Annotated in this window: 16 protein-coding genes and 1 other annotated feature (1 of these 17 cut by a window edge); of the genes, 4 read left to right on the plus strand and 12 right to left on the minus strand. The window is 36.4% G+C overall.

Translation table 11 applies throughout. The annotated features are described in order from the left end of the window. Positions 1–136, minus strand: a binding site (T-box leader); it reaches 68 nt to the left of the window's first position. A 42-nt stretch (positions 137–178) separates the two neighbouring features. The 5 genes from tsaD to IGK82_RS09620 all read right to left on the minus strand — a co-directional run bounded on the left by tsaD (position 179) and on the right by IGK82_RS09620 (position 5097). Continuing rightward, complete coding sequence (gene tsaD / locus IGK82_RS09600; protein WP_002370457.1) at positions 179–1225, minus strand: tRNA (adenosine(37)-N6)-threonylcarbamoyltransferase complex transferase subunit TsaD; 1047 nt, start codon at positions 1223–1225, stop codon at positions 179–181. Next, on the minus strand, positions 1222–1686 hold the full coding sequence (gene rimI / locus IGK82_RS09605; protein ID WP_002370458.1) for a ribosomal protein S18-alanine N-acetyltransferase: 465 nt from the start codon (positions 1684–1686) through the stop codon (positions 1222–1224). Before rimI (IGK82_RS09605) ends, tsaD begins: the two co-directional genes overlap by 4 nt. 7 nt (positions 1687–1693) lie before the next feature. After that, the gene (rimI, locus tag IGK82_RS09610; protein ID WP_002387121.1) at positions 1694–2248 is read right to left on the minus strand and encodes a ribosomal protein S18-alanine N-acetyltransferase; all 555 of its coding nucleotides are present in this window, start codon (positions 2246–2248) and stop codon (positions 1694–1696) included. Beyond that, positions 2220–2939, minus strand: a complete 720-nt coding sequence (gene tsaB, locus IGK82_RS09615) for a tRNA (adenosine(37)-N6)-threonylcarbamoyltransferase complex dimerization subunit type 1 TsaB (RefSeq protein WP_002356660.1) — start codon at positions 2937–2939, stop codon at positions 2220–2222. The genes rimI (IGK82_RS09610) and tsaB overlap by 29 nt, the downstream gene beginning before the upstream one ends. A gap of 115 nt (positions 2940–3054) precedes the next feature. Further along, complete coding sequence (locus IGK82_RS09620) at positions 3055–5097, minus strand: penicillin-binding transpeptidase domain-containing protein (RefSeq protein WP_002356658.1); 2043 nt, start codon at positions 5095–5097, stop codon at positions 3055–3057. A 207-nt stretch (positions 5098–5304) separates the two neighbouring features. Between IGK82_RS09620 and IGK82_RS09625 the strand changes: the two genes are divergently transcribed. The 4 genes from IGK82_RS09625 (at position 5305) to IGK82_RS09640 (ending at position 9558) form a co-directional block, all read left to right on the plus strand. After that, a complete protein-coding gene (locus tag IGK82_RS09625) occupies positions 5305–6537 on the plus strand; it encodes an SPFH domain-containing protein (protein ID WP_002356656.1) in 1233 nt (410 codons plus the stop codon). Between the two features lie 103 nt (positions 6538–6640). Further along, positions 6641–7786 carry a TFIIB-type zinc ribbon-containing protein gene (locus IGK82_RS09630; RefSeq protein WP_430605087.1) on the plus strand — a complete coding sequence of 382 codons (1146 nt, stop codon included), beginning with the start codon at positions 6641–6643 and terminating at the stop codon, positions 7784–7786. Then, positions 7783–8592 (plus strand): TPM domain-containing protein, encoded by an 810-nt coding sequence (locus tag IGK82_RS09635; RefSeq protein WP_002379689.1) that lies wholly within the window; start codon positions 7783–7785, stop codon positions 8590–8592. Before IGK82_RS09630 ends, IGK82_RS09635 begins: the two co-directional genes overlap by 4 nt. Before the next feature lie 222 nt (positions 8593–8814). Beyond that, positions 8815–9558, plus strand: coding sequence for a DUF3862 domain-containing protein (locus IGK82_RS09640; RefSeq protein ID WP_002379690.1), 744 nt, complete (start codon positions 8815–8817; stop codon positions 9556–9558). A 360-nt stretch (positions 9559–9918) separates the two neighbouring features. Here IGK82_RS09640 and IGK82_RS09645 read toward each other — a convergent pair whose 3' ends face one another. The 7 genes from IGK82_RS09645 to cpsH form a co-directional block, all read right to left on the minus strand. After that, positions 9919–10650, minus strand: a complete 732-nt coding sequence (locus tag IGK82_RS09645) for an HAD family hydrolase (protein WP_002379691.1) — start codon at positions 10648–10650, stop codon at positions 9919–9921. Between the two features lie 147 nt (positions 10651–10797). After that, entirely contained in the window at positions 10798–11025 is a 228-nt protein-coding gene (locus tag IGK82_RS09650) for a hypothetical protein (RefSeq protein WP_002362220.1), read from the minus strand. Between the two features lie 87 nt (positions 11026–11112). Next, positions 11113–11763: a diphthine--ammonia ligase gene (locus IGK82_RS09655; RefSeq protein WP_002372215.1), complete on the minus strand. Its 651-nt coding sequence runs from the start codon at positions 11761–11763 to the stop codon at positions 11113–11115. 662 nt (positions 11764–12425) lie between these two features. Further along, complete coding sequence (locus tag IGK82_RS09660) at positions 12426–13238, minus strand: ABC transporter permease (RefSeq protein WP_002362627.1); 813 nt, start codon at positions 13236–13238, stop codon at positions 12426–12428. Then, entirely contained in the window at positions 13238–14623 is a 1386-nt protein-coding gene (locus IGK82_RS09665) for an ATP-binding cassette domain-containing protein (RefSeq protein ID WP_016622338.1), read from the minus strand. The genes IGK82_RS09660 and IGK82_RS09665 overlap by 1 nt, the downstream gene beginning before the upstream one ends. Then, positions 14607–15746 carry a UDP-galactopyranose mutase gene (glf, locus tag IGK82_RS09670; RefSeq protein ID WP_002376666.1) on the minus strand — a complete coding sequence of 380 codons (1140 nt, stop codon included), beginning with the start codon at positions 15744–15746 and terminating at the stop codon, positions 14607–14609. The genes IGK82_RS09665 and glf overlap by 17 nt, the downstream gene beginning before the upstream one ends. Before the next feature lie 58 nt (positions 15747–15804). Further along, positions 15805–16203 carry a lipoprotein CpsH gene (cpsH, locus tag IGK82_RS09675; protein WP_002387128.1) on the minus strand — a complete coding sequence of 133 codons (399 nt, stop codon included), beginning with the start codon at positions 16201–16203 and terminating at the stop codon, positions 15805–15807. Between the last annotated feature and the right edge of the window lie 13 nt (positions 16204–16216).

The following is a 16216-nucleotide window of genomic DNA, read 5'->3' on the forward strand; positions in this document are numbered from 1 at the left end:
CGATAACGGTGATTGCCGTCTGCTTTCAGCAGAATTCTAAAAGTGCGCTTCCTCATTCCGATCACTCTTGGCTCCCACCTTCCCAAGATCGCTAAGCTGACGTTGAAATAAGTACTCTCTTTATCATCGAATGTCATTGTTAAACTGGCTTCATTATAGCAAATTTTTGTCTAGCTGGCTAGCCTTCTTCACTAATTGTCATAAAACTAACGCCAGGTTCTGCATTTAAGTTATACGAAGCAAAGTGATTCTTTTCAGCTTCGATAAAGGCGGCAGCGCCAATCATCGCCGCGTTATCCCCACAAAGTTTTAATGGCGGAATAAGTAATGTCACTGCTGGTAATTGTTCACTGATTGCATGTCTCATTGCTTCTCGTAATCCTTGATTCGCAGCAACGCCCCCAGCGATTAGCAATTGCTTAACAGGATATTCTTGACAAGCACGAATGGTTTTAGTCACTAATACTTCTACCACACTCGCCTGAAAACTTGCGGCTAAATCCTTTGTAGACAGTGCTTCACCACGTTGCTCTGCATTATGAACCGTGTTAATAAACGCACTTTTCAAACCACTAAAGCTAAAGTCATAGTTATCCTCTTTTAGCATCGCCCGTGGAAATTGATAGGTATCTGTGCCTTCATGGGCCAAAGCATCAATCTCTTTGCCACTAGGATAAGGCAACCCTAACACACGTCCGACTTTATCATACGCTTCACCAGCTGCATCATCACGTGTTTCACCAACAATTTCGAAAGAGCCATCTTCTTTCATGTAGACCAATTCCGTATGTCCTCCACTAACGAGTAAGGCCATCAATGGAAATTCGAGCGGTGCCACAAAACGGGCAGCATAAATGTGCCCAGCCATATGATTGACTGGAATAAGTGGTAATTGGTGCGCCCAAGCAAATGCTTTTGCTGCAGAAAGTCCTATTAATAAAGCACCGACTAACCCAGGCCCATAGGTCACAGCAACGCCACTGAGTTCTTCTGGTGTGACTTTTGCTTCTGTTAATGCTTCTTCAATACAGATCGTCACTTGTTCAACATGATGACGACTCGCAACTTCCGGAACGACTCCGCCAAAACGTTGATGGCTCTTAATTTGCGAAGCTACGATATTGGAAAGAATTTTGTCGCCATCTTCAATGACAGCCACACTTGTTTCATCACAGCTACTTTCCACAGCTAATAATAATTTACGTTCTTTTGTAAAAATTGTCATTGGGCTTCCTTCCTTAATTTCGCACACATTACAAAGGCATTTTCTTGCGGTTCTTTATAATAATTTTTTCGAACAGCTACTTTCCGAAAACCTGTTTTCTCATAAAGTTTTTGAGCTAGTATATTCGATTCTCTGACCTCTAAGAAAATTTGTGTAATGTCACGACTTTTAACATATTCTTTAAAAGCTTTCATTAACTGACAACCAATTCCTTGGTGTTGTTTCTGACCATTCACAACAACGTGACTAATTTCTGCTTCATCTAAAATAAAATGATAGGCAATATAGCCTAACCACTGGCCATTTTCAACTAAAAAAAGATATTCGCTATTTTCCTGAGCAAAATCTTCCGCGAATTGTGTTTCTGTCCAAGGGGAGCCAGTTGTATAAGAAGAATTACTAAAACGCCATAATTCTTCACCAATATTTGCTACAGATATTTCTTTTTTTGTTACTAACATTTTTTCTTCACTCTTCTTTTAAATCAATTATCATTTCTAGTGCGTCTTCATTATTTTCGTCATAATAGCCTTTTTTCACCGTCTGTGAGACAAAGCCAATTTTTCGATATAAACGTTGGGCTTTAACATTACTCATTCGTACTTCTAGCGATAAGGTTTCACACCGATTTTTCTTGGCAAAAATTCGCGTTTCTTCTATTAAAGAACGACCTAAACCTAAGCCTTGGTATGCTGTGTGAACAGCGACATTCGTAATGTGTGCATCCGTTCCTTGAATCCGACAACCAATAAAGCCAACTGTTTTTCCGTTAATTGCCGCTAACAAATAGAGATGCGGCGCTTTTGAGCCAAGTTCTGCCATGAAAGCAGACATCGTCCAAGGAAGTTCCCCAGCATAAACTTCACGTTCAATTGCTAGTAAATCCTTAATATCTTGGTAGGTGATTTCACGCAATTGAAATTCTTGCTGGTTCATTGCAATGGTTTTAGTTATATACCGTTGCCGTCTTTTTGTAAAGTATTTTGTCACAAAATTAAAGTTTTTCCACATAGCTTTCTCCATTAGGCGTGTGTGTCTTCAACCAATTTTCTTCCGCTTCTACTTTTTTCAAATACGCAGGTAAGAACCCATGAACATTTTCAACAGGTTCAGCCACACTACCTAACGCAGCCAAAACTGCGGCATTAGGAATTTGCCATTGTGGAACATCACAAATTTCTCCATGAGGAATGATTTGAGCTATTTCTTCAGTGAATTTTTCAACATCTTCACCAACAAAAAAAAGATTTGGTTCATTTTTTAGTTGTTCTAATAACTCCCGCAGGGAAATATGTTGGTCCGGTAACTCATTTTGCCACACGCCATTGACAAACCGATAAGCACCAGCATAGACGTTTTTACGACGCGCATCAAAAAGAGGCACAATTAAACCAGTTTGTCCAACACAATTGGCAGCTAACGTTTGTAGACTGGAAATGCCTACTAGCTCTTTCTTTAAAGTATAGGCCAATGTTTTGGCAGTCGTCACGCCTAAACGTAAGCCAGTGTATGATCCAGGTCCTTCTGCTACGACAAAACGATCAATTGCCGTTGGCGCCAAGTTCAATTGGCTCATCAAATAGTCAATTGCCGGCATTAATGTTAAGCTATGATTTCTTTTAACCGTTGCTGTATAACTTCCCAGAATTTTTTGATTTTCACACACAGCAATACTCAATGTTTGGTTAGATGTATCTATTGCTAAAATTCGCACACGAATCCCTTTCCTTCTACAATTTAGTCGCTTCATTGTAGCACACTTTCCTTTTTCTAAAAAGGGAAAACGAGGTTTCTTTTTACAGAAACCTCGTTTCGTTCATTTTCTCTTTTTATTTAATGGTTGCTTCTAAGTAATCAATTAATGGTTTACTGATATCTGTTGCAGAACCATTTTCTCCTGAATTTTCAACCATAATCATTGTTAAGAATTTATTGTTACTACGATCTAACGTTAGAAGGAAACTGTTTTCTTTGCCATCTGTATCTTGTTTATCTTTTATTTCAGCTGTTCCTGTTTTAGCAGCCAATGAGAAGTTCGGATTGTACATATTATAAACATAACCTGAAGGATCTTCCACACTACCTAAAAGATCTGTGGCAATTGTATTCGCTGCGTTGGCGCTGATTACATTGTCTTTTTTCTTCGTTTCTTTGTCTAAAACTAGTTTTGGATAGACTAATGTTCCATTATTTTGGAAAACACTATACATGGTAGCTTGCTGGATTGGCGAAATTAACAATTGACCTTGACCGTAGCCCGTATCTGCTAAAAGAATTTCAGAATTAAATTTATCTTCATTTGAAATTTGAGCAGGCGTCATGGCAATTGGTAAATCTAGTTCCTCACCGAAAATGAATTTATTAAGACCCGCTCTAAATTTGTCTTCTCCCATCCGTAATGTTTGTTGGGCAAAATAAATATTATCTGAATTAACTAAAGCGGTACGCAGATTGACTGGACTTGCTTCTTTTACACGTGTCGCAAAATAGCCGCCCCAAGATTTATCTTTTTGCCATTTCAAACCATTAATTTCTAGCTCTTCATCTGGCTTCAATGTCCCTGCATCTAAACCAATGGCACCGGTAATTGTTTTAAAGGTAGAGCCTGGTGCATAGCCTGTCGCAAAACGTGCTGTGAATGGTAAATCTTTGTTGTTATTGTAAGCATCATATTCTTTTTGAGAAATGCCATTGGCCATTTTATTAGGATCATACGAAGGTGAACTAACCGTTGCTAATAAATCGCCTTTTTGAGGATCGGTAATGACCGCACTACCAGGGCGTTTGTCAAATATAGCAAAAGCTTGTTGTTGTACGCCACTGTCAATCGTTAATTTAATCGTTTGACCATCTTTTTTCTCTTTGGTTTGTAAAGCTTTTTTGACATTCTCTTTGTCATCTAAAATAACTAGTGAGCCACCATCTTGCCCTCTTAATTCTTTATCAAACGCTCGTTCTAAGCCAGTTTTACCAATTACGCCCGTACTACTTAACTCTGGATTTTTTTCAATATCTTCTGCAGTAATGGTGCCCGTATACCCGATTAATTGCGCAGCTGCTTCCCCCAGCGGATAATAACGTGACTCTGTATCTTTTGTCGCAGCCCCTGTTGGTAATTCTGTCACTGGTTCAGAAGCGACTGTGATTGGTACAAAGGAGTCTGCTTGGACCCATCCTTGGCTTAACTTTTGATTGATTTCATCAACAGAAACGCCGAATTTATCACTAAAAGCTTTGATATTGGCTGTTTTTTCTGCGCCAGAACCGAGTTTGCCAGGCACTACGCCCACTTCGTCAAACACTTTGTTAATTGCTAGCCCACTACCATTACGATCGACAATTTCTCCACGTTTGGCATTATCTACTTGAATCGAAATTTTATCATTTCCTGACATATCTGGAAAAATTAAAGATGGCTTCCAAGCGATTTGGTAGGTATCGCCTTTTTTGGCGATACTTGATTGATAAGACAAATCTTTCATTTCGCCTAAAGGTGTGCTCATCGATAATTTATAGGTAAATGTGTATTGATTGTCTTTCGCCTTTTTGACTTGAACATCACTAGCTTTGACTCCTTCTGCTTGAATCCCTGAATAAATTGCTTGGTATTTTTCAACAACAGATTTAGTATCATAGCCATTTTTCTTTAAGCTAGCTTCTTGAACAACGGACGGTAACTTATCAAATTCCTGTTTTGACAATACGTTTAAAAATGTAGTAGCTGTTTTCTTCGCTTCGGCTAATTCTTGTTTGGCTTGCCATTGACTATAAGCATAATACCCGCCACCGGCAGCAGCGATTAGAACCAAGGCAGAAACACCAAGAATAAGTGGTTTTTTTGAAGATTTTTTATTACGATTGCTTCGTTCCATTCAATAATCCCCTAACTATATAATATGTCTTTTCTTCTATTATACGTAACTTTTTTTAAAATGCTTGTGTTTCACCTATACTTTTTTTAATTTCTTAATAAAGTTTGATCAATTTTTTCCATTTCATCAGGCTTTCGTTGGATTTCTCTGCATTCATTGTGTGGTATACTAGCTTTAACAATTAGTTTTTTATTAGGAGGAATGAACATGGGACTTATTAAAGCAGCAACAAGTTCAGTTGGCGGTGGCTTGGCCGATCAATGGCTAGAGGTTATTGAACCTGATAATATGGGGGACACAACCGTCATGACAAAAGGTGTTTTTGTACGTAAAGATGATAAACGTGGTTCTAATCGTAAAGGAACGGACGATGTTTTAACAGATGGTTCTGTTGTACATGTCTATCCCAACATGATGATGCTTCTTGTCGATGGTGGCAAAATCATCGATTACACTGCTGAAGAAGGCTATTATACAGTCAAAAATGATTCTGCGCCTTCAATGTTTAACGGTTCTTTAAAAGATGCGATTGCAGAGACCTTCAGTCGTTTCAAATTCGGTGGCGTAACTCCACAAAAACAACAAGTTTTTTATATTAATTTGCAAGAAATTAAAGGCATTAAATTTGGAACACCTGCGCCATTAAACTATTTTGATAATTTTTATAATGCCGAACTTTTCTTACGTGCACACGGAAATTACTCAATTAAAATTACAGATCCTTTGCTATTTTATACTAATGCGATTCCTAAAAACCAAACGCAAGTAGATATTAATGATATTAATGAACAATATTTGGCAGAGTTCATTACAGCATTGCAAGCAGCAATCAATCAAATGTCTGCTGATGGGCAACGTATTTCTTATGTTCCCTCAAAAAGTGTTGAATTAAGCAAATATATGCAAACTGCGCTTGATGAGGATTGGCGCACCAATCGCGGCATGGAAATTGTTTCTGTAGCAGTTGCGAGCATTTCTTATACAGATGATTCAACAAAATTAATCAACATGCGAAATGAAGGTGCTATGCTCAGCGATCCAGGTGTTCGCGAAGGCTATGTTCAAGGTTCCTTGGCTCGTGGTATGGAGGCTGCTGGTAAAAATGAAGGTGGCGCTATGAGCGGCTTTATGGGCGTTGGTATGGGCATGAATGCGAATGGCAACTACTTTGCGCAAGCGTCTCAAACAAACCAACAACAAATGCAAGAAAAACAAAACCAGCAAAACGCACAAGGGGCTACAGACACTTGGACTTGCCCACAATGTGGGACTGAAAACACTGGGAAGTTTTGTTCAAACTGTGGTACACCAAAACCAACAAACGAGAAACCAAAATTAGAAATGAAATGTAGTGAATGTAGCGAAATTGTTGACTTAAGTAATGGTATTCCTAAGTTCTGTCCACATTGTGGTAAACCATTCCAAGGGGTTCCTTTATAAGCAAGTAGTGAACAATTAAAGAAAAGGGTCAGGCACAAGTCTACCCTTTTTCTTTGAATCAGATTCCTGTTATTTACTCACTCTATTAGAAAGGACGGTTGCAATGGAAACAACATTTACCCATAAATGCCCCAACTGTGGCGGCCCGCTCTTATTTAATCCCAAAGATCAAAAATTTCATTGTGAATATTGTTTAAATATTTACACGGAAGAAGAAGTGACTCGTTATGAGCAACAGCAACATGAGGCGCATTTAGAGAATCCCTCAACAACGACTGCCGAGGAAAATTTGACTTTCACAGCGGAAGAAGAATCCTCCGCTACGCAACAAACAGAGACCACTGAGAATGAAACAACTGCAGATGTAGGCACAATGGAAATTTTTAATTGTCCAAGCTGTGGCGCTCAAATTGTCACCGATGCAACAACGGCTGCCACATACTGTTATTATTGCCATAATCCAGTTGTCTTGGCTGGTCGATTAAGTGGCGAATTTTTACCAGAAAATGTCTTACCCTTTACAATTGAAAAAGACGAAGCGATTGAAAAATTTCTCGCTTGGATCAAGAAAAAATGGTTCATTCCCCGAGATTTTTTCAGCAAAAATCAAATCGATAAATTAACTGGGGTTTACTTCCCCTATTGGGTCGTTGATGCAGAAGTCGACGGACAATTGCAAGCTACTGGCACAAGTATTCGCATTTGGCGCGTAGGTGATATTGAATACACCGAAACAAAACGTTTCAATGTGGGACGTTCAGGAAAATTATCGTTTAAAGAATTAGTTAAAAATGCCTTGTCAAAAAACGTCCAACAAAAAATGGTGGAAGGCGTTCAACCATTTTTAATTGATCAAGCGGTGCCTTTCAAAAGCCAATACCTAGCAGGTTTCCAAGCAGAAAAACGCGATATTGAATATGAAGCAATCAAAAAACACGTCCAACAAGAATTACAAGATTATTCGGAATCATTGTTACGGGACTCTGCTTCTGGTTATACTACGTTGACAAATGTTCGCACGGATATTTCTCTAAACCAAGAAAATAATCACTATATGCTTTTGCCAATTTGGTTAGTCACCTATCGCAGTCAGGAACAATCAAAAAAAGTTTATTATTATGCCATGAATGGACAAACAGGTAAAGTAAGCGGTGTGCTTCCAATTAGTTACACTCGTTTAGGGCTAGCAACGTTAGGCATTTTCGCTGGACTCTTAGCACTCTTTTTATTAGGAGGTTATTTCCTATGAAAAAACGACTTTTACCTATTTTTTTCCTAATACTTCTTACCTTTGGCCTTGCCCTACCCGTTTCGGCGGCTGAAAATTCAATTGATGATGGCGCACAATTACTGACACCTGATCAAATCAACCAACTAAAGCAAGAGATACAACCTTTAGAAGAAAAAACAAAAGCCTCTGTCTTTATTGTAACCACAAATAATAATACCTATGGCGATGAACAAGAATATGCAGATCATTATCTTTTAAATAAAGTTGGCAAGGACCAAAATGCGATTCTTTTTCTCATTGATATGGACTTACGGAAAATCTACATCTCTACTTCTGGAAACATGATTGATTATATGACAGATGCACGAATTGATGATACCTTAGATAAAATATGGGATAATATGAGTCAAGGAAATTATTTCGCGGCTGCTCAAACCTTTGTTCAGGAAACTCAAGCATTTGTTAATAAAGGGGTTCCTGGGGGGCACTATCGTGTGGACAGCGAAACAGGTAAAATCACTCGTTATAAAGTCATTACCCCGCTGGAAATGGTAATTGCTTTTGCTGCTGCGCTGATACTCAGTTTGGTCTTCTTAGGCATTAATATTTCTAAATATCAATTAAAATTTTCAAGTTATCAATATCCCTTTAGGGAAAAAACAACTTTAAACTTAACCTCCCGCACAGATCAGTTAACCAACTCTTTCATCACTACGCGTCGTATTCCTAAAAACAATGGCGGCAGTGGCGGAATGGGCGGTGGTGGTAGCACCACCCACTCAACTGGCGGCGGCACATTCGGTGGCGGCGGTCGAAGTTTTTAGATTTTTTATCTTTTTTAATTATTTCATAAAAATAATGGTGTTATTTTTATGAAATAATGATAAAATAAGTATACTGTGGTGTGTTATTTTTACACATGGCGGTATACTTATTTTCATTTAAACTAAGTGATTTGTAGTCCAAAGTTATTTAATTGGGGATTGTTTTCAACTATTTAGTAAGCGCTACAAATCATTAACTAAACTATGGGAGGGAAAGTGAAAATGAAAAAAAATGATTCAAATGAAGGAAAAGTAAAAAAACCATTTTATAAGAAAATTTGGTTTTGGGTTGTAGTAGTTATTGTACTGGGGATTGCTGGTAGTGGTCTTGGCAAAGAGGATAAAAAAGCAAGCAATGATACCAAAGAAGTGAAAACAGAAGCCTCTTCTTCAAAAGCTACGAATAGTTCAAAAAATGATACAAAAAAAGAAAGCTCTGAAAAGAAATCAGAAGATAAATCGAAAGATAACTCTGATTTAAAAGCAACTTACGATAAAATTAATGTCGGTGATATTATGAACAGCAGCGAAGGCGGTTCTACAGAAGATGAAGTAAAAGCAATTTTAGGTGAACCAGCCTCTTCTTCTACAACAGATATCCAAGGCATCTCTACCACTACTCTATCTTGGACAAATGTCAAGGGTGGTGATCTTCTTGCATCTATTACTGTTTCATTCTCTGATGGCAAAGCAGCGAGCAAATCTGTAAGTGGCTTGAAGGTTGCAAAACATGATAAAGTTACTGCAGACCAAGTAAATAACATTGCTACTGATGGTTCATATTCTGAAGAACAAGCTAGAAAAGATTTAGGAGACCCAACAGGGATTACTTCTACAAATATCAATGGTGAAAAAAATGATACTTTAATCTGGATGAAAAACTTAGATGGTGATTTAGGTGCTACTGTTACTGTTTCTTTTTCTAATGGAAGTGCAATTTCTAAATCAAGTTCAGGATTAAAATAAGAAAAACTTGTCATTGTAAAATATTAACAACGAAGTCAGGACAGAAGTGTTTAACTCCGAGCACCACGTAGGTAAGGATTAAGATATCCCGAACACTTGTGTGAGAAAGTCACTTTCGGCTTATTTCCGAAAGTGTTGCTTCTGTTCCCGCCGTTTATCAGTTTTTGAGCGTGGGACAAAAATCCAAAGTGATTTTTGTCCCACGCTCGTTTTCTATTTTAGTTGTAATTTTTTTCTTATTGAACAAAAATCTGTGAGCTGAAATTATAAAACCTATGAACATCATGGTATTTTATTGAAATACACTAGTATGCTTGCTTAGATACTCGAATAAAAGAAACGTTTTTCACAATACATATATCAAAAATAATAGATTTTTTTCTTCTTGGTATTTTCCCATAATTCTTGATAAGGTATTTCATGGATATCACGGAAATAGGCTACTTCAAACTTTTCAAAATCAGTTGACTGGCAGTTGCCGGTTAAAACACCAATTCCTGCTTTGCCATGACACGTTCCCATAAAAACATCCACGAGCGAATCACCTACCATAATTACTTCTGTCGCCTTCAATTGACATGACTGACAAAAGGCTTGGAGCATGTCCGCATCTGGTTTCGGTAAGTAACGATCTCCTGTCGCAATAAAATCAAACATTTCTGTTAAACCAAGATATTCCATAATCAACATAGTCGCTGGCAAAGTATCTGAAGTTGCTAATCCAATTTTATAGTTCTTCCGTTTCAGCTCAAGAAATAACTGTTTTAAATCACCAATCGGTTCGATCTTTTTCAGATTTTTTCGTAAATAATCATAAAAAAATTGCTCCAGCCATCGACTGCTGATTCCCTGTTCGACTAATTCCTCAAATTGCGCCAATTCCTGATAAAGTTCCTGATAAAGGACTTCATCAAGTAAATGTTTTTGCAAAAAACGTTGCTCCTGAATAGCTAATATCTTTTTTATTTCTGCTGAATGATGAGGGGCTAACATACTTAGTGTTTCAAAACAAGCTTGCAAACCTGCTTGCCAAAGAGTGTCAAAACGAATACACGTACCATCTTTATCAAATAAAATTCCTCGATTTTCCATGAAAGAACACCTCAAAACGTTTGCTTTGCTTCCTATTTGTTTCTTCAAGTATACTAATCATTTATTTGATTTTGATATTCTTTTTGTATCATTTGTGTAAAAAAATATAAAAAAGCAACGAATTTAGAAAAATTCGTTGCTTTTTTATTAATCAATCACTTTTTTCACTTTGAATTCTTTTGTTTCAGCAGACGGTTCTGTTTGATCAGCTAATTCAAATAAAATATGGGTACCATTTTCTTCATCTTCAACGATAATCAGTTTTCCTGGAATCTTTCGAGTATCTTTCGCAATTTGGGCTTCTTTAATTAATTCTTTTTGATCTCTTTTTGAAGCAAGGGCATTTCCTAAATTAAAAAAGACAGTTTCTTCCATAATTAACCACTCACTTTCTCTACTTTTCTTAAGTCAATTATAGCATATCCCTAGAAAAAGTGGCAGCTTGTGTCCTTTTACTTTCATTTAAGCATCAATAATCAAAGAATAAGCATAAGGACTTTCATAAATTCCTGAAGTATAATAATTGAGCCTCTTTTTAAATAGCGGGCCGTCAATTACCAACGTATGGTACTCCCCGTTTTCTCCGCAAATATCTAATTGATGCTCTTTAAGGTACGTGATAAATGTTTCATTTAACGGTTCTCCTAAAAATTTTATTGGAATGCCTGCCTCTTTGCTGACCGTTTTGATAATTGCTGTGTACCCTTTTGCCAAGAATTCTTTCACAAGTGCTTCGCGATTTTCCTGCCAAAGAGGTAATTGTGGTTCAAGTCCAGCACTTAACGCAACTTGGCGATCCCAAGCACCATTTTGTTCAATATCTATATCGCCAAAACAAACCGTTTCTGCACCTAATTTTTTGGTTTCCTGCAGTGCCTCAACCACTTTTTCTGTGTAATTTGTTTCATTGTTATGTGATATAACAAGTGGTAAATCTAACGCTTCGGCTGCTGCTTCTAAGACGGAGATTGGTATGCCGTGAAACCAAGAACGATTAATTTCATCACTTAATGTTGTCACTAACGCAACTGGCTGATTTCCTGCTTGTACCAATCGATCCATCGCCAATAAACAATCTTTACCAGAGCTATAACTTAAACAAAATTTTTTCATAAACGTTCCCTCTTTTCTCTATGACTATACCTCAAAACAATACATCCGTATACATATTTATTATTTAAGTATAACTAATACTGAATAGTTATTTGAATCAAAACATGGTATAAAATAGAGGTAAAGCAAGCTTTATTCACTTCTTTATATCTCTTTTCAACGGATGATCAGCTGGCGGAAACCAGCTGATCTTTTTTTCAAAAAACACAGCTATCTTTTGCAGTTTTCTTTTCCTCATGTTATAAAGAGATAGTAGGAAGCATTTATTCACTTCTTTACAAATCTATCTTAATCTTAGACAGTCGGCGGAAAACGGCTGTCTATTTATCTGGAAAAATTATGAACTCGTCAGCTAGTGGTCAGTTGACGAGTTTTATGTTATAATAATTAGAACACGAAAAATATTTTTAAACGAACCATTCAATTGTTTTGATGATTTTATTCAAAACTGGCGTGTCTAGAGAGATACAAGGATGTATTAGAGGTAGGGAATACATCGCTTAAATGAAAAATACTTGAATACTAGAAATAGTCTGATCCAACTTTAAAATAATAATATTGATTCGTTAGATAGCCTTCTCTTTAAAGAGAAGGCTATTGTCAATTAAAGAGTAAAACCACCGTATTCTTGTCAGTATACGGTGGTTTTACTTCTTCACATGTTACATATAATCAACAAATTTACTTCTGAACTTAACATGTAAATGAGCTCCTACGATAAATATTACTAATGTTGTTAGCCAAAAAACAACAAGCTGGGGCTTATCTTCAAAAAACCATCTTTTATAGAAAAATGTATCTCGAAATCCATTAATAATATATGCGTAAGGATTCAACATAAGAATTTTTGATAACCAAGACGGTAAATTCTTTGTACTCAAATCCCAAAAGACCCCTGACATATACATTAATACTTGGATAATAGAATTCAAGAAAATTTGATAATCCCTAATTAATGCAGCAATAGTTGAATTAATTAGACTAAAACTATATAAAAAGATAATCATCGCTACAATATAGTAAGGTAGCTGAATCCAATAAATAGAAATCTTTTCACCTGTCGAGATTGACACAATCGCTGCTAACGTAGTGAATGCAAAATAACTTGGTAACTCAGAAAATATTTTAACCATTGGCAAAATACTTATTGGAAACTTCATTCTAGAGACCATGCCAACTTGCATATAAACAGAACTAGAAGCTTGTTTTGTTACTGTACTTAAAAAAATCCATGTACTTAATCCTACCATCAACCAAGCAATATAGGATACTCCTCCTTTTACGGTTCGAGCACCACCAAGGGCAATCCCAAAAGCAAAATAATAGACACCTAACTGAATTAAAGGACTTAAAATTTGCCATAAATTTCCTAAGATGTGGCTTTGATATAATGCTTTATTACTGTATTTAGCAATTCGTTGTGCAACGCCTAAGTATGAAAACTGTTCAGCTAAAATTAATTTTACCTCGCGCATTATTCAGTCACCTCTTTCAATTTCAACACTTGTCCAGGATAAATAGGTACCTCAATGATTTCTGGATTCAAAGTTTGAAGTTGTTCTATAGTGAGTCCGTGATTTTCAGCAATCAAACTGACTGAATCTCCAACTTCCACAGTATACGTTGACACAGCTTGTTCGCTATTATTATTTTCTGGTACGTTCGTTGGGCTAGGCTGAACTTCCTCCTGCTGCCTAGATTCTTTTGTTGAAGCTGGTTTAGTTTTAGTCGTTTTCACAGCATTTGTATCCTTCCCTGCTACTTTCTCAGGAACAAATATACGTTGAATTGTTTCCGCTGGATGAATGAAAGCTGTTGTTAATGAAATACCCTTTACAAAGGTAAGACTTACATAAAAAATCATACAAAGTAGCAAAATTAACAAGCTCTTCGTACCAAGAGTCATTTTATCTCCAATTTTATTTTTAGTAGTAAATTTAATGACTTCTTTAGTCGTCCGGCGACTGCCTACTTGTTGATTGGCTTTTTCAAGAATTGTTTCTTGAAGTTGTTCCAAAGAAAAATTTCTCTGTTTGGCCTTGCCATCTCTCTGATACGATTCTTTTTGCGGTTCAGTGAAATGATTATAACGGTGCAAGAAAGCACGATATTCCTTTAAAATATGCTTAGTTTCACCAAATGCACGTAGGTCACCATAATGCATCCAAGCGACACGATCACAAATTTGCTCTACTTGTTGAATAGAATGAGAGACAAAAAAGATAGTTTTGCCTTGCTCTTTAAATGCAAGCATTTTTTTTAAGCCTTTATTATAGAAGGTTTGATCTCCTACAGATAACGCTTCATCGATCACTAAAATATCTGGATTTTGATGAACCGCAATTGAAAAACCAAGCTTAGCACGCATACCGCTAGAATAAGTTTTAACAGGCTGGTCGATAAAAACGCCTAATTCTGAGAATTCAATAATATCATCGATTTTGGCATCAATTTCTTTATTCTTTTCCCCCAACATTAAACATTTCATTCGAATATTTTCTCGTCCTGTTAAATTATTATTTAGTCCTGCACCAATCGAAATAATTGAAACTTCACCATTTATTTCAAGTTCTCCTGACGTTTGAGGGGTGATGCCTGAAATAATATTTGATAAAGTGGATTTGCCTGAACCATTTAAACCAATAATACCAATTGTTTCTCCAGAATATACGTCGAGGCTAACACCTTTTAACGCCCAAAATGTGGGAACTTTGTTTTGAAAAACACTAAAAAGTGTCTTCAATTTGTCAATACGTGTTTTCGCTAAACTGTATTCTTTGGTAAGTAATTTTGTTCTAACTTTCAGTTCTTTTTCCATTTGTTCCTCCGAGTCTAACCGTTCACTAGTTGGCCATTTCACCAAATTCTTTAGCGACTGCTTTCAAAGCTGCTCCGAAAACTTGGTCCATATCATAGTATTGATAATTGGCTAAACGTCCACCAAAAATAACTTTTTCTTGAGCGTTTGCTTTTTCTTTGTATTTTCTAAACAAAAGTGAATTTTTCTCATCATTAACAGGATAATAGGCTTCTTTTGAACGATCCCAATCTTGTGGGTATTCTTTCGTCAAAATCGTTTTGTTTTCATCGGCCTTTTGATCAAAATGTCGCCATTCCATTATCCGTGTATAGGGAGTTTCCGCATCTGTGTAATTAATTACGGCATTGCCTTGTGCATTGTTTGAATCTACTGTTTCATTTTCAAAACGTACTGAACGATATTCTAATTCGCCATAAGAATAATCAAAGAATGCATCAATCATCCCTGTATAAACAATTTTTGGAAACTCTGATAAGTAAGTTTCTTTCTCTGCCAAAAAGTCTTTATTCAATTGAATATCAATTAATTCACTCTCTAACAATTTATCAAACATAGCTGTATAACCGTCGACAGGTACGCCTTGATAGCGATGGTTAAAGTAATTATTATCAAAAGTAAAACGAGTTGGCAAACGGCGAATAATAAAACTTGGTAATTCCGTAGCCTTACGTCCCCACTGTTTTTCTGTATAGCCTTTAATTAATTTTTCATAGATATCCGTTCCTATCAAACGAATCGCTTGTTCTTCTAAATTTTTTGGAGCGCCTTTAATTCCAGCTGCCTCCCGCTGCTCTGAAATTTTTGCTTGTGCTTCAGCTGGTGTTTTTACCCCCCACATTTGGTAGAACGTGTTCATATTGAATGGTAGGTTGTAGAGCTCCCCTTTGTAATTAGCAACTACTTGATTGATGTAGCCATTGAATTCCGTCAATTGATTGACATAAGACCATACTTCTTTATTGTCAGTATGAAAAATATGGGCACCATAGTCATGGACATTAATCCCGTTTTCTTTATGTGTATACATATTGCCACCAATATGAGCACGTTTCTCAATAACTAATACTTTTTTTCCTCGTTTAGCTGCTTCACAAGCAAACGTTGCCCCAAAAGGTCCCGAACCAACAATTAAATAGTCATAATTTTTCGTATTGTATTTCATTTACTAACTTCTCCTAACAAAGTTACTTTCAATTTATTTCAAACACCAAATGCATTATTTATTTTTTCACTAGAGTAGCTAATACTTTTTTCCCAACGCCTTCTTTTGTGTAAGAATATAAGTTGATTTTTTCGTTATCTTTTTCTATTTTATAAACTACAAGTGATTTCAAATTTTTTCCCTTTAAAATCACAATATTATCATTTGTAGTGGAAACATCATAAATACGTTTGCCATCCAATGTCCACACATTATCTTTAACAACTAATGTTTTCCAATCCCAATTAGCTGTTACTTGATACTCTCCATTTGTAATCAAAGGTTGTTCTGAGTTAGTACTTTTGGAAATAGTTGTCTCTTGGTTTTCTGAATATTTTTTACTGATGTAATATCCTGACCAAAAACCACAACCGATACCAATTGCTAAAGACACAATTATTGTGATTATTTTCTTCATGTCACACACTCCC

It is taken from the genome of Enterococcus sp. AZ197, from assembly GCF_050556405.1.
Classification (GTDB): domain Bacteria; phylum Bacillota; class Bacilli; order Lactobacillales; family Enterococcaceae; genus Enterococcus; species Enterococcus faecalis.

What these genes read in the sequence shown, in the direction of transcription:
- cpsH (WP_002387128.1), bottom strand. Translation starts at nt 16,203, where the DNA reads ATGAAGAAAATAATCACAATAATTGTGTCTTTAGCAATTGGTATCGGT.
- IGK82_RS09645 (WP_002379691.1), bottom strand. Translation starts at nt 10,650, where the DNA reads ATGGAAAATCGAGGAATTTTATTTGATAAAGATGGTACGTGTATTCGT.
- IGK82_RS09660 (WP_002362627.1), bottom strand. Translation starts at nt 13,238, where the DNA reads ATGCGCGAGGTAAAATTAATTTTAGCTGAACAGTTTTCATACTTAGGC.
- rimI (WP_002387121.1), bottom strand. Translation starts at nt 2,248, where the DNA reads ATGGAGAAAGCTATGTGGAAAAACTTTAATTTTGTGACAAAATACTTT.
- rimI (WP_002370458.1), bottom strand. Translation starts at nt 1,686, where the DNA reads ATGTTAGTAACAAAAAAAGAAATATCTGTAGCAAATATTGGTGAAGAA.
- IGK82_RS09650 (WP_002362220.1), bottom strand. Translation starts at nt 11,025, where the DNA reads ATGGAAGAAACTGTCTTTTTTAATTTAGGAAATGCCCTTGCTTCAAAA.
- IGK82_RS09625 (WP_002356656.1), top strand. Translation starts at nt 5,305, where the DNA reads ATGGGACTTATTAAAGCAGCAACAAGTTCAGTTGGCGGTGGCTTGGCC.
- IGK82_RS09630 (WP_430605087.1), top strand. Translation starts at nt 6,641, where the DNA reads ATGGAAACAACATTTACCCATAAATGCCCCAACTGTGGCGGCCCGCTC.
- IGK82_RS09620 (WP_002356658.1), bottom strand. Translation starts at nt 5,097, where the DNA reads ATGGAACGAAGCAATCGTAATAAAAAATCTTCAAAAAAACCACTTATT.
- tsaD (WP_002370457.1), bottom strand. Translation starts at nt 1,225, where the DNA reads ATGACAATTTTTACAAAAGAACGTAAATTATTATTAGCTGTGGAAAGT.
- glf (WP_002376666.1), bottom strand. Translation starts at nt 15,746, where the DNA reads ATGAAATACAATACGAAAAATTATGACTATTTAATTGTTGGTTCGGGA.
- IGK82_RS09655 (WP_002372215.1), bottom strand. Translation starts at nt 11,763, where the DNA reads ATGAAAAAATTTTGTTTAAGTTATAGCTCTGGTAAAGATTGTTTATTG.
- IGK82_RS09635 (WP_002379689.1), top strand. Translation starts at nt 7,783, where the DNA reads ATGAAAAAACGACTTTTACCTATTTTTTTCCTAATACTTCTTACCTTT.
- IGK82_RS09640 (WP_002379690.1), top strand. Translation starts at nt 8,815, where the DNA reads ATGAAAAAAAATGATTCAAATGAAGGAAAAGTAAAAAAACCATTTTAT.